Raw genomic sequence first — 12,733 nt, forward strand, 5'->3', positions numbered from 1 at the left:
GAGCTACAGGCTTGCCCCACCGTCTACATCAATAATTGAACCTGTCATAAACCCATTTTCCATTACTGAACGGGTCAGTGCGGCAATTTCATTGGCATTCCCTATTCGCCCGACGGGTAGCATTTTAGCGGCAACATCGAACATGCTGTCTCTTACATCCATTGGCATGTTAGAAAACGCATCGGTTTCCGTCAGACCCGGGGAAATTAGATTAACCCGCCTTGGTGCAAGCTCAATAGCAAGCGTTTTGGTCAGTGCCTGTAATGCGCCGTTGACCATGGCAACACCGCCTGTATCCAGCATACCTTTTCTTCCGGCAACACCACCAAAGAGCGTTATCGACCCTTCTTTGGAAAGCTTCTTAGCCATCGCCTGAATCACCCGAAGATAGCCCAGCGCTTTAACATCAAAAGCGTTCGAAATGGCATTGAGAGACGTGGCAACTATCGGTCCCCATGCGACGGTGCCACTTCCGACTAACACCAAGTGATCGATATGGTCGATATGTGCTGCGAGCTTCTGAACACTTTCTGTGTTGGATAGCTCCATAAAGTGACCATTGACGAATCCGTTTTCTATTTTTGCCTGAGCCTGTTCGATGGATTTCAAACTTCGCCCAGTGATCGTCACCTGATATTGATTAGATTCAGCAAGTTGTTTTGCTAAAGCCAAACCAATACCTTTTGTTCCACCTATTATCAGCACATGTTCCATATCGTGACTCCTTTCTTATTATTTCCGCTCTTGTTGAAATCTAACGTTTCAACTAAGAACGTATTGTTTAGCGCATCCCCCAGCCCGTAATATAACGTCCAAATATATTCTTTAATCAACCTGATTCATTGGTTAAATAAGCCAAGTCAGATCGCAAGGGTATAAATTAAGCGTAGATGGGGTTTTCGAAAAGTGCCTGTAATTCAAGTCATTTAGTGAACTTTTCCCTGAACTTTGAGAGCCTGTCAGAAAACGATGAATTTTCGAATCACGAATTAATTCAACAATCGACATAAAATCACAAAATAAGGTGAATATTTTGTAAGAAATATTTACAGATATACGTCATACTCTACTCGTTACTAACTAAAAACTCAGTTTCGGTAGTAACCACTAATAATAATATTCTTACCCACCTTGTTCTGAGGTAGTGGGTATCTAAAAGTACTTTATCCAAACGCAACGAATTCGTTTGGAAGTGGTAGAGGGATAACTATGAAATTTAGCCATAAGGTTGTTGCTGCTTCTTCGATATTACTGTTGATCATTCTTAGCGTTCTGACTGCCCAGCAGTATTTCTCTATGAAATCTGAGCTGGAGCATCAAGTCACCGAAAGCGTGAGTGAAATTGTAGACGGGGTTCGAAACACGGTCGCAGCAGACATAAAAGGCAAAAAAGAACTGTCGCAGTATGCCACTGACATGCTTCAGGCAGATCTGCGTAATCGCGACTATGTTGAAGGCGTTATCAGTCAGGCAAGCATCAAACAAAACTTTTTGCTGGCAGGACTGGGTTATGAAAATGACGGCTCTAACGTAAATAATGACCCAGGCTGGAACCCAGGTTCAGACTGGGATCCAAGACGCCGCCCTTGGTACATCGACGCCAAGAATGCAGGCAAACTTATCATCACTGCGCCATACGCTGACTCAGCAACTGGCGAGATTCTGGTTTCTATCGCTGTGCCTGTGCGCGAAAACGGCAGCTTTGCCGGGGCTATCTTCTACGATGTAAGCCTTGCAGGTTTGGCAGAGGTAGTGAACAAAGTTGACCTCTTCAATGCTGGATTCCTGTTTATTGTGGCTGGTGACGGCACCATCATTGCTCACCCAGATGTTGACAAGAACGGTAAGCAAATGAATACCTTCTTACCCAATGTGTCTATTTCTGAAGAAACTCAGGAGATAGAGTTAGAAGGTCAGCTCTATGCGACAGATTTTTCTAAAATTCCGGGTGAAGACTGGTATGTGGGCGTAATGCTGGATGAAAGCATCGCTTACTCCGCGGTGACCGATCTGCGTAATCATTCGATCGTTTATACCCTTGTCGCTTTGGTCATCAGTATTTTTGCACTGCTATTCCTAATCAAAGTACTTATGCGTCCGTTGGATTCATTAAACGACGCCATTCAGGACATGGCTTGTGGTCAGGGGGATCTGACCAAAAGGCTAGACACCAATACCGATGCAGAATTTGCCCTGCTCGCATCTGGGTTCAACACGTTTGCTGAAACACTCCAGCAACGCATTCAGCGGACTAAAGAAATAAGTGATAGCATTCGTAGCGTAACGGAAACAACGGCGCAAGGTGCTCAGGATTCCGCAACTGCCATGAACACTCAGATGCAGGAACTTGAGCAACTGGCGACTGCAATGAATGAAATGGCAACAACCTCTTCAGACGTTGCAACCAATGCACAGGGCGCTGCGTCGGCTGCGAAAGAAGCGGATAGCGCAACAGAAGACGGAACCAAAGTAGTGGGTTACACCACTCAGGCAATCAGTGATCTGTCGACCCGTATTGATGAAGCAGTAGAACAGGTGAGACAACTTGAGTCGGCAACCTCGAACATCGAAACCATTCTGGAGGTGATCAATGACATCGCCGACCAGACCAACTTGCTGGCATTGAATGCTGCGATTGAAGCGGCGCGTGCAGGGGAATCTGGGCGTGGGTTTGCGGTGGTGGCAGACGAAGTTCGTACGCTGGCACAACGTACTCAGGAATCGACAACTGAAATCCGCAACATGATTGAACAGCTTCAGTCTGGCGCAACAGCGGTTGCCAGTGCCATGGGGCAAAGCAAAGAAACTGCCGATGATACCGTTCAGAAAGCGCAGGAAGCGAACATTGCTCTGGAGCGTATCCGTGGCGCAATTCAGCAGATCAGCGACATGAATATTCAAATTGCATCAGCAGCTGAAGAACAAAGTCTGGTGGCGGAAGAGATCAACAACAACACCATTAACATCAAAGATTTGTCTGAACAGGTAGCTACCGCCGCTGAAGGGGCAAACGAGGCGATGGCGTTGCAGACTCAACATGTAAGGGATCAGGACGAGGTGATGAGTAAATTCATTGTCTGATTGCTTTAAAGGGTCTTTTGACTCTGGTTACCGAAAAATGCCTGACCCACGTCAGGCATTTTTGTTTTAAACCTCAGATTTGGATAAGAAACATCATAAATTATTGAATAATTAAAAATTATTATTTTTGGTCTTTCTAGACTGAAGTTTTTGTTGATAACAAGGCGAATTTACGCGTCAATAGCGAGCCTATTGTAAGTGAATTCAACGCAGTTAGCGGCAAAAACTGCGGCTAGAAAGGTGTTCTGTTATCCAGAGTTGAGGTTTCTCACCTTGTCACAAATGTAGTTACCGATAGGGATTGCAGACGTCGCTGCAGGAGAAGGCGCATTACACACGTGCAAACTGCGCTTGGATTCTATAAACAGAAAATCATGTACCAAGGTGCCGTCTTTCAATACCGCCTGCGCCCGTATACCCGCCGGATAAGGTTCCAGATCATCCAGTTTAATACTCGGGCAATACTTGTTCACCAGTTTCAGATATCCGGGCTTCCACCAGGAGTTTCGGGTTTCAACCAGACCAGTTTTAAAGTGCTTAGCGAGCACGCGCCAAAAACCGGAGAACTGAACCATCTCCAAAGTATCTTTCACGCTAAAATTGAGCTTTCCATACCCTTCCCTTTTCCAGCCTTGCACCGCATTTGGACCTACCGTTACGCTGCCGTCAATCATACGTGTCAAGTGGACGCCGAGAAATGGCAGGTCCGGATCCGGAATGGGATAAATCAGATGGTTCACCACCTGATTGTGTTTCGGCGCCAGTCGGTAGTATTCACCGCGAAATGGAACAATCTGGAAATCAACGGGAAGATCCATCAATGTCGCTACTCTGTCTGCCATTAGGCCACAACAGGCAATCAGAAATGAGGATTGGATGCGTTCTTTCTGATTGATTTCTACTTCGACTCTTTCGGCGTTTTCATCCAAAGCCGTTACCGCAGAGCCATAGCGAATCTCTCCCCCCATCGCTGTAAACTCTTCAGCCATGGCATTACAGACTTGGGTATAGCTAACAATACTGGTTGTGGAAACGTAAATAGCGCCCAAGCCTGTGATATTAGGCTCTCGTACTTTTAGCTCCTCCTGGTTAAGCATTTCAACGTCAATACCGTTGGTCTGACATCGTTCGAACAGAGCTTCCATTCGGGTCACTTCCAGCGGGGTTGTCGCCACCAGTAACTTTCCGCAGTTTTCGACCGGAATGTCGTGTTTGGCGCAGAAAGATTTGGTTGCTTCCACACCCTCTCGGCAAAACTGCGCTTTCAGACTGCCCGGCGCGTAATAAACGCCTGCATGAATAACACCACTGTTATGCCCCGTCTGGTGCTGTGCCAGTTTTTGCTCTTTCTCAATCAATAAGATGTCCGCTTCTGGCTCGCGTTGTTTGAGCTGCCATGCGGTAGACACTCCAACAATGCCACCACCTAAAATCACGTAATCGTATTGCATGCACCTAACTTTTAATGCCATGTTTTGTTTCACAATTTTGTTACATCTTGGCTACCAGCAACAGTACTTTTGCTAAACTCTTGTTCAATTAGTGACAGAGGACAAGAAGTTGTCACGACCCCTTCGAAAGCTACCCGTAATATTGTTGGTTATTCTGGCGATGAGCCTGACCTTATTGTTTGTTCGAGACACAGCAAAAGGCTGGTTGCTGGATCGCACCCACATGAATGGACAAGACCGGCTCCTGATCTACGTTGGGGATATACGGAGAACGCTGGCAAGATACGACTTTCTTCCCTATCTGATTGCTGAACATGAACCAAGTCGCGCGTTGCTAGAGGGCGATACAACACAGTCAGGCGTGGTGGAAACCTACCTTGCTCAGCTTGATAAGGCTTCGCAAACCCGTGGCTGGCACCTGTTGAATGCCAAAGCCAGTTTAGTGGCCAGCAGCAGCCCGGTTTATCAATGGCGGGAATCGGATGGTTTAGCCATTCAGTCTTTGATGCAGCAACTAGGTGGTGAGGTCGTTACCTTGAGCTACCTGTCTCAGGGGCAGGCAAGGTACTACCGGGCAGCCCCCATTTATGGCAGTACTGGACTGATTGGTATTGCCGTCGCGAGAATCAATCTGGAAACGTTATCGGAATCATGGCTGGCCAACAATGAGTTCCTCTTGATCTCAGATCAGCACAAACGCTTTTTCCTCTCCAGCGCTCAATCGATTCTGAATAATCAGCTTGGCAAAGACAGCATGCCGTCTCTGCGCCCATTTCTGCTTCCCGACGGCACCGAAGTGAATCTTGTCGATTTTGAGCGTAGCCCCTATCTGGTTCAAAGCGTTAACCTCGACGACCTAAAATGGAACATTCACTATTTAACGCCTATTAAAGAGCTGGATGACACGGTAAATACCGTCACCCTGATTGCTGCCATCTTAATGTTGCTGGTGGTTGTGGTGGTGTTGCTCACCATCGAGCGACGACAGAAAATCCGCTCCCGAGAAGCATTGCAGCAGGCGATTTCCGATTCAGAGCGACAGCTACGCTCGATAATCTCAAAAACCGATGTCGGTCTTCTGATGCTGACGGAACAGGGACGCGTGGCATACATCAACCCTATGGCGCTGCGATACTTTGGTCTTTCCGAACCACTGGCAACCAACATGGAAGCGTGGCAGCTTTTTGAAACCATGGTTGGTAACACTACCGTTATGTCGATGCTGAAAGATCTCTCTAAACACAAGGACATCGCTGAATTAAGCGCGGTTGAGGTCATGGCGCAACGAAGTGATGGTTCCCGTTTCCCTGTTCTGTTCTCTCTGACTTACATCACGTTTGGTGCGCAGTCGGGGTATCTGGTCACGCTGATCGACATTAGCAAAAGAAAGAAAGCGGAAAACGCACTGCAAAAAGTCAATCATGAACTGGAAGAGCGAGTCAGGGCACGGACCATCGAACTGGAAGCTGCGCAGGATGAACTGGTTCAAAGCAGTAAGATGGCAGCCCTCGGGAGAATGTCAAGTGCCATTACTCATGAGCTGAACCAGCCTTTGACCGGAATCCGAACCTTATTATCCAGCAGTGGTTTGTTAATAGAACGAAACCAAACCGAACAGCTGAAAGCCAATATGAGCTTGGTGGATAGCCTGATTGATCGAATGGCCGCGATGACATCCGAGCTGAAAACCTTCTCTTATAATCGTTCTCAGGAATTGGTCCCGGTTTCGTTAATCTCTGCGACTGAAGAAGCGCTGACCTTACATGCAGATGCTCTGGAAAAAGTTGAGGTTGTTCAGAACTGGGAACCCAACCTACCCTATGCACTAGGAGATCCTCACCGGTTAACTCTGGTCATAGGGAATCTGATTTCAAATGCGGTGGATGCCATGGATAAAACACAGTCTCCTAAACTTTCCATCTGGGGGACAACCAATGGTGACAGGGTGGAACTTCATATCATGGATAACGGTATGGGCTCGTCCGATGAAGCTTTGACTCACATGTTTGAACCTTTCTACACAAGCAAAAAAGTAGGAAAAGGCCTGGGCTTGGGGCTGGCAATATCGGCTAACAGCATGAAAGAAATGCAGGGAAAGGTCTGGGCTAGAAACAACTCAGGGCAAAACGCAGAAAATAAAAATGCCACACCAGATTGGAGTGCTGGTATGACGTTTTCTTTGAGTTTAAAGAAGGAGAATTAGAGCCTTTCTTTACTTGCCTTAAAGACATATCACTTGGCAATAACGGCATAGAACAAGGAAACTCAAATACACACCAACTCATTAAGAGCGTTCATCTTTTGGTGAGTCCATCACTACATGCGTCGTTATCGTGGCAACATAAGGAAGAATACCCAAAGTATCTGCATGAAACGCTTTGTAAGCTTTTATATCTTTCGTCTCGATACGTAAAAGGTACTCAAATTCACCCGTTACATTGTGGCATTCACTCACTTCTGAAGATAAAGCGATCGCATCTTCAAACTCCTTTTGTGCACTTCTGGTATGGGTAGAGAGACCAATACTCACGTAGACGATAAATCCTCGATCAACGAGCTCGCTATCCAGAGAAACCCTGTACCCTTTGATAACACCCGTACGTTCCAGCTCCTGTACTCGTCTTAAACAAGCAGACGGTGAAAGCCCTACTTTAGCTGCAAGCTCGGCATTAGTGATTCGTCCATCCAAGTGGAGCTCTTGCAATATTCTTTCTCCAATTCTATCTATATTCAAATTTTATTGCTCCATGTGAACTTCAATAACAATATAAGCAAGAACATTCAGTGTATCTCAAAATATAATGATGTAGATAATTTGCTTAACAGAGGATGCCAATTTGTCGGGTTTACCAAATGACACTCAAAAACGTTTTGTCGCCGTATTAAACAAGAAGATGGAAACTGGCAGAGCACTCAATGTTCTGGGGCACTTGAGTGTCGCTCTTGCTGATCTATTAGAAAAAGGGAATGCATGTTATGTCGATTATGAGGATAAGGATGGCAATATTCATCCAAATATGAGTCATTACCCTTTTATTGTTCTCAGAGCGGACAATTCTAACAAGCTACGCAAGTTAAGAGAGGGGGCGTTAGAGAACAATATTACATTTACTGATTTCACCGACACCATGATTGAAGGTGGTTCAGATGAACAGCAGAGGCGCACCAAAGATACGCCTGAGTCAGATTTAAACTATTTGGGCATCTGCTTGTTTGGCAACTCAGAAGAACTTCATACCATCACCAAAAAATTTAGCCTGTATAAATAGATTTCCTCCAATGAAAAAGCAGGCTTTCGCCTGCTTCTTAATCTGTCTTCAATGTATACGATTTATTTTCAGCCCGATAGCTGTGATAAAACAGCGCGACAAACGATGCCAGTGCTACAAGACGAACCGCGAGTGGTATTTCAGGCCACATCATGACGACACCAAGTGCTGCGACCAGTATTCTCATCCACCAGCTTAGTGTTGATTCTAAGTAACCTTCTAATGCCGCTATCAGTGCGTATACGCCAAATACCGAGAATATGCCGATGGTGATCACCGCAACCGGATCCCAACTCACTAACGCGGTATAAGCCATGATGACCGGAACAATGTACAAACCTTTGGCAATTTTCCACGCCGTCAGACCCGTACGCATAGGCGGAGTTCTGGCTATAGTCGCCGCGGCGAAAGCTGTTAAACATACTGGCGGGGTAACGTTACTGTCTTGCGATAGCCAGAAAATGATCAGATGCGCCGCAAGCAAAGCCAGCCCGACTTTTTCCATGCCAATCGCCTGCTCTAACAGAGTAGGCAGGAAGTCGGCGGGCACTAACGCAATCAGGCTTTGTGCCTGTTCGACGGACATAGGCGAATTGAGTACCGCTAGTTGGTCGGGTGCCGCAAGCATAAAGATGGCTTTGGCTTCTTCTGGCAACTGCCCCAACGCCAGCATATCCAGAAGCTGGTCCTGAGCAATCAGGTTGTACAGCGCAGGTGCGGACAACGTACCCAACACTATGTATGCCGCAGTTACCGGAAGCCCCATCCCTAAAATTAGAGAGGCTAGTGCGATCAGCAGCAACATAATCAACAGTGAACCACTCGCCCACTCATTGATCATCAGAGAGAAGGTATTCCCTACTCCAGTTGTACTGATCACGTTGATAACCAAACCAATACCCGTGAGTAGTACTGCCGTTGTCGCCATGTTTCTCGAACCTTGTGCCAGCGCTTCGAATATGGCTTTTATGCCCATCTTGTTCGGCGATAGCCAGGATGCAACCACCACAGACACAATCGAAATTCCCGCGGCATAAGTCGGCGTGAAACCCGATACCAGCAAGTAAACCAGTACCACCAGCGGAATCAGGTAGTGCCACCCACTTGCCAGTACTTTGAGAACGGGTTCGCTATTTGAATCGACCTGATGAACGCCACTGCGCTTGGCTTCGATACGAACAAAGAAGGCTACCGACAGAAAGTAGATCATTGCTGGCACAATTGATACTGCGACAATATCGACGTAAGGAATCTGCGTATAGGAAGCCATGATAAACGCACCCGCTCCCATAACAGGAGGCATCAACTGCCCGCCGGTAGATGCTGCGGCTTCTACCCCTGCTGCAAATCGTGATGGAAAGCCTGCTCTCTGCATCAACGGAATGGTGATCACCCCTGTTGATACCGTGTTCGCCACACTGGATCCCGATACGGATCCCATCAGACCAGAGCCCATTACCGCGACAAATCCCGGTCCGCCGATGACTTTGTTCGCCGCAGCGCGAGACACGTCGATAATGAAGTCCCCTGCTCCCGAGCGAACTAAAAACGCTCCAAACAGGATGAACATGAAAACGTAGCTCCAGCTGATTCGGGAAATGGTTCCGAACATGCCTTCCGAAGAGTAGAAACTGCGATATAGCAGTGTTTCTGCGCTGAGACCGGGAAAATGAAACACACCCGGAACCCACTGACCCCACCAAACCACATAGGTAAGGGAAATCACAATAAGCACTGGGATAAACCAGCCAATGGTACGACGGATGATTTCAAGCACCACCACAATACTGATGATGGAGAACACCCAATCGGAGGTGACAAATTTCACCCCTCGGTCATAGAGCGCATCTTCCGCCAGAGGAATGTAGATAAGACAGGAAACTGCTGCCGCTGCGACAACCATGTCTATTGCTAGCGCGAAACGACTTTTCTTCCAACTTTTTCGGGCAGGATAGAGCAAGGCACAGACAACGGAAAAACCCGCAAAGTGTGTCGCGGATACCCACAATTCGGGTAACGTCGCCAGTGTATTAAACCAAATATGTAATCCCGCCAGCACAATGCCTACGGCGGTAATCAACGTCGTCAACCAGGGAAAATCGGTTCGAATGGGCAGCTCAAATTGCGCCAGATCGACGTCTTTTTTATCTTCCATGATGTATTCCTCATGTACTGCAGACAATCTATTCCCGAACCGGGCGGGGGGACACCGGCTCGGGAACAGTAACCTGAGTCAGGTATTATTGAACGATGAGGTGAGAAGGAATCGCGATGCCCTGTTCTTTGTAATAACGCGCCGCACCTGGGTGAAGCGGTACAGGCAAGCCAGCAATCGCTTTTTCAATTGCCATCGCTTTTGTTGCTTTGTGAATGCCATTTAGGAACGTCAGGTTTTCATAAATGGTCTTAGTCAGCAGATACACGTCATCGTCACTGATGTCATCGCGTACGGCTAAGAAGTTAGGTTGTGCGATAGTGTTGATGTCTTTTTCCTGACCTGGATAGGTGTTCGCAGGAATCACAAAGCGAGTCCAAAGCTCATACCCGTTGTTCGCTTCCTTGATTTGCTCATCGGTAAAGTTCAGGATTTGAATTTGATTACCCAAAGCAGCATAGGCACGAGTCACCGCGCTCACTGGTACACCTGCCGGAGTGTTCATGCCATCAATCGCACCGTTTTGCAGCGCATCTGCACTCGCACCATAACCTAGGTAAGCCAGATTGAATTTATCCGGGTCCACATTCAGGCCAGACATGATCTGACGACCGGAACCTTCAGTCCCTGAGTTTTTCTTACCAATAGAAAATTTCTTGCCATTCAGCTCGGAAAGATCGCTTACTGTCCCTGTTTTTGCGAATTTTGAACGCACTACAAAGTGCTCAACGTTTTGCCACAACATGGTGACAGAGCGCAGGTTTTTCTGAGGACCAGACTGTTTCACTTTACCTTCGCCATTCCACGCCCACGCACCATACAACCCTTGCAGAATCGCAAACTGAGCTTCGTTTTCGCGCAGAAGTTTTACGTTCTCACCAGACCCGGCAGAGCTGATGGCAGAAAGCGCAAACTTATGTTTGGGTTCAAGCTTAATTTTACTTAGCGTCGCAAGTGCTACGCCAACAGGGTAATAAGTACCACCAGTGGATGCTGTAGCCAGTATGTAGCTGCGATTTTCCGCTGCATTCGCAACGCCGGTTACCGAAGCTGCAAGTGTCGAAGCAAGAAGAAGGGATTTCACGAGTTTGTTTTTTAACATGTTTACGCTCCATGTAGGGTTATTGACTCACTCAAATTCAATTTGGTGAGATTGTTGTTTCTCCTTACATGGCAACTTACATGCCAAAACATAACTCTTTGTTTTTATTTATTTAAATAATTTTAAGTAGTAGAAATGAGCAAAAATGTGCTGATTAGATAGGAAATGAATGAGCAAGATCTTGCTCATTCGATTAATTGTAAATTCCTTGTTAAAACTGACCTCGGAGCAAAATTTTGACCTTTAAACTGAAGAGCTTGCCGTGATAGGCAAAATTTTGCTCATTTCAAACTCGCGCGTCTGGGGGAGTTTAATGAGTGTTTTTGCAGTCCATTACTTACCCAAATAATCTTGTCGGCTTAACCCGTACTTTTGCATTTTTTGATTAAGGGTTCGGCGAGGAAGGTCGAGTTCTGCCATCACCTGAGTGATGTTCCCTTTGTGCTCTCTTAGCGATTTATCGATCACTTTTCTTTCGAAATTGTGTACCTGAGTTGCCAGAGAAAGCGTATTAACGACCGGCTCAGAGCTCAGTGATGCTGACTCAGAAAGTATATCGGCAACAGACAGATCATCATGTGCAAAACGCGTCGCCACATTCTTAAGTTCACGTACATTGCCCGGCCAGCCATAACTCAGCAGCGTTTGTTTGTCGCTCAGTGTGGCTGGTCTGCAGCTTGAATTTGCCTGACGGGAGTAATGCTCAAATAGAAGCACAACGTCCTTATCTCGTTCTCTGAGAGGGGGAAGAGTCAGTTGAGCAACGTTCAGGCGGTAATAGAGATCTTGTCGGAAATTTGGGTGATCAAACAGATTGTCTTTAGCAGCAGCGACAACTCTCAGATCTATATTGATGGGCTGATTCGCTCCCACCCTTTCGACAGTGTGTTCTTGCAGAGTCCTGAGCACTTTTACCTGCATTGAAAGCGGCATACTTTCTATTTCATCCAGAAACAAAGTGCCTTTGTCAGCGTACTCCAGCTTTCCTATTCGCTGCTTTCCTGCCCCTGTGAAGGCACCGGCTTCATGCCCAAACAACTCACTTTCGAACAGGTTTTCTGGAATGGCGGAGCAGTTTATTGGAACAAACCGGTGCACGCTCCGTCTGCTCAGTTTGTGAAGGCAGTTCGCCACCAGTTCTTTACCACACCCCGTTTCACCATAAACGATTACATTGGTATCCATGGCTGCAATTTTGGCTAATTGCTGTCGGAGGTTCACCATGACTTCACTCTGACCAATCAGAATCTGCTCTAACCCATCCAATTGCTCCAGATAATCGAGACGCTGCTGACTCTCTTTCTTCGCCTGCAAAGAGGAGAAGGCATCACTGACGGTGTCAATCAATCTGTCTGGGTCGAAAGGCTTTTCCAGAAAATCATAAGCTCCTTCTCGCAGCGCTTTCACCGCCATGTCCACATCACCATGCCCTGTCACCAACACAATTGGCACATTAGGGACTCGGTTCAAAATGGCATTCATCAGAGTCAGACCATCGGAATCTGGCAGCCTGACGTCACTGACAATCACACCGGTGAAAGTGGGAGAGATCCCTTCTAATGCAGATGTACCATCGGCAAACTCCGTCACCGAAAAGCCCGCCAGTTGCAGCCATTGGCTAGTCGCCTGACGAACGATATCATCGTCTTCGATGAGTACGATTTGAGAATCCATT

9 protein-coding genes are annotated in these 12,733 nt (G+C 46.9%); 3 read left to right on the forward strand and 6 right to left on the reverse strand.

Translation table 11 applies throughout. The annotated features are described in order from the left end of the window. Nucleotides 1-3 precede the first annotated feature (3 nt). Nucleotides 4-714, reverse strand: coding sequence for an SDR family oxidoreductase (locus INR79_RS26060; protein ID WP_004408751.1), 711 nt, complete (start codon nt 712-714; stop codon nt 4-6). Between the two features lie 495 nt (nt 715-1,209). On the opposite strand from INR79_RS26060, the gene INR79_RS26065 reads away from it, so the two are divergent. Then, nucleotides 1,210-3,081, forward strand: coding sequence for a methyl-accepting chemotaxis protein (locus INR79_RS26065; RefSeq protein WP_004408745.1), 1,872 nt, complete (start codon nt 1,210-1,212; stop codon nt 3,079-3,081). A 248-nt stretch (nt 3,082-3,329) separates the two neighbouring features. On the opposite strand, the gene lhgO is transcribed toward INR79_RS26065, so the two are convergent. Beyond that, a complete protein-coding gene (lhgO, locus tag INR79_RS26070; protein ID WP_410482905.1) occupies nt 3,330-4,553 on the reverse strand; it encodes an L-2-hydroxyglutarate oxidase in 1,224 nt (407 codons plus the stop codon). A gap of 88 nt (nt 4,554-4,641) precedes the next feature. On the opposite strand from lhgO, the gene INR79_RS26075 reads away from it, so the two are divergent. Continuing rightward, nucleotides 4,642-6,735, forward strand: a complete 2,094-nt coding sequence (locus INR79_RS26075; protein ID WP_223097740.1) for an ATP-binding protein — start codon at nt 4,642-4,644, stop codon at nt 6,733-6,735. 81 nt (nt 6,736-6,816) lie between these two features. Here INR79_RS26075 and INR79_RS26080 read toward each other — a convergent pair whose 3' ends face one another. Further along, nucleotides 6,817-7,260 carry an Lrp/AsnC family transcriptional regulator gene (locus INR79_RS26080; protein WP_196767266.1) on the reverse strand — a complete coding sequence of 148 codons (444 nt, stop codon included), beginning with the start codon at nt 7,258-7,260 and terminating at the stop codon, nt 6,817-6,819. Nucleotides 7,261-7,369: 109 nt separating this feature from the next. Between INR79_RS26080 and INR79_RS26085 the strand changes: the two genes are divergently transcribed. Continuing rightward, complete coding sequence (locus INR79_RS26085; RefSeq protein WP_223097741.1) at nt 7,370-7,801, forward strand: DUF2000 domain-containing protein; 432 nt, start codon at nt 7,370-7,372, stop codon at nt 7,799-7,801. 37 nt (nt 7,802-7,838) lie between these two features. Here INR79_RS26085 and INR79_RS26090 read toward each other — a convergent pair whose 3' ends face one another. The 3 genes from INR79_RS26090 to INR79_RS26100 all read right to left on the reverse strand — a co-directional run bounded on the left by INR79_RS26090 (nt 7,839) and on the right by INR79_RS26100 (nt 12,732). Continuing rightward, the gene (locus tag INR79_RS26090; RefSeq protein ID WP_223097742.1) at nt 7,839-9,956 is read right to left on the reverse strand and encodes a TRAP transporter permease; all 2,118 of its coding nucleotides are present in this window, start codon (nt 9,954-9,956) and stop codon (nt 7,839-7,841) included. 85 nt (nt 9,957-10,041) lie between these two features. Continuing rightward, nucleotides 10,042-11,058: a TAXI family TRAP transporter solute-binding subunit gene (locus tag INR79_RS26095; RefSeq protein ID WP_004408729.1), complete on the reverse strand. Its 1,017-nt coding sequence runs from the start codon at nt 11,056-11,058 to the stop codon at nt 10,042-10,044. Between the two features lie 333 nt (nt 11,059-11,391). Continuing rightward, nucleotides 11,392-12,732 (reverse strand): sigma-54-dependent transcriptional regulator, encoded by a 1,341-nt coding sequence (locus tag INR79_RS26100; protein WP_022591295.1) that lies wholly within the window; start codon nt 12,730-12,732, stop codon nt 11,392-11,394. Nucleotide 12,733: the final 1 nt, after the last annotated feature.

The organism is Vibrio sp. SCSIO 43132 (assembly GCF_019904195.1).
Lineage (GTDB): Bacteria > Pseudomonadota > Gammaproteobacteria > Enterobacterales > Vibrionaceae > Vibrio > Vibrio nigripulchritudo.

What these genes read in the sequence shown, in the direction of transcription:
- INR79_RS26095 (WP_004408729.1), bottom strand. Translation starts at nt 11,058, where the DNA reads ATGTTAAAAAACAAACTCGTGAAATCCCTTCTTCTTGCTTCGACACTT.
- INR79_RS26060 (WP_004408751.1), bottom strand. Translation starts at nt 714, where the DNA reads ATGGAACATGTGCTGATAATAGGTGGAACAAAAGGTATTGGTTTGGCT.
- INR79_RS26090 (WP_223097742.1), bottom strand. Translation starts at nt 9,956, where the DNA reads ATGGAAGATAAAAAAGACGTCGATCTGGCGCAATTTGAGCTGCCCATT.
- INR79_RS26065 (WP_004408745.1), top strand. Translation starts at nt 1,210, where the DNA reads ATGAAATTTAGCCATAAGGTTGTTGCTGCTTCTTCGATATTACTGTTG.
- lhgO (WP_410482905.1), bottom strand. Translation starts at nt 4,553, where the DNA reads ATGGCATTAAAAGTTAGGTGCATGCAATACGATTACGTGATTTTAGGT.
- INR79_RS26100 (WP_022591295.1), bottom strand. Translation starts at nt 12,732, where the DNA reads ATGGATTCTCAAATCGTACTCATCGAAGACGATGATATCGTTCGTCAG.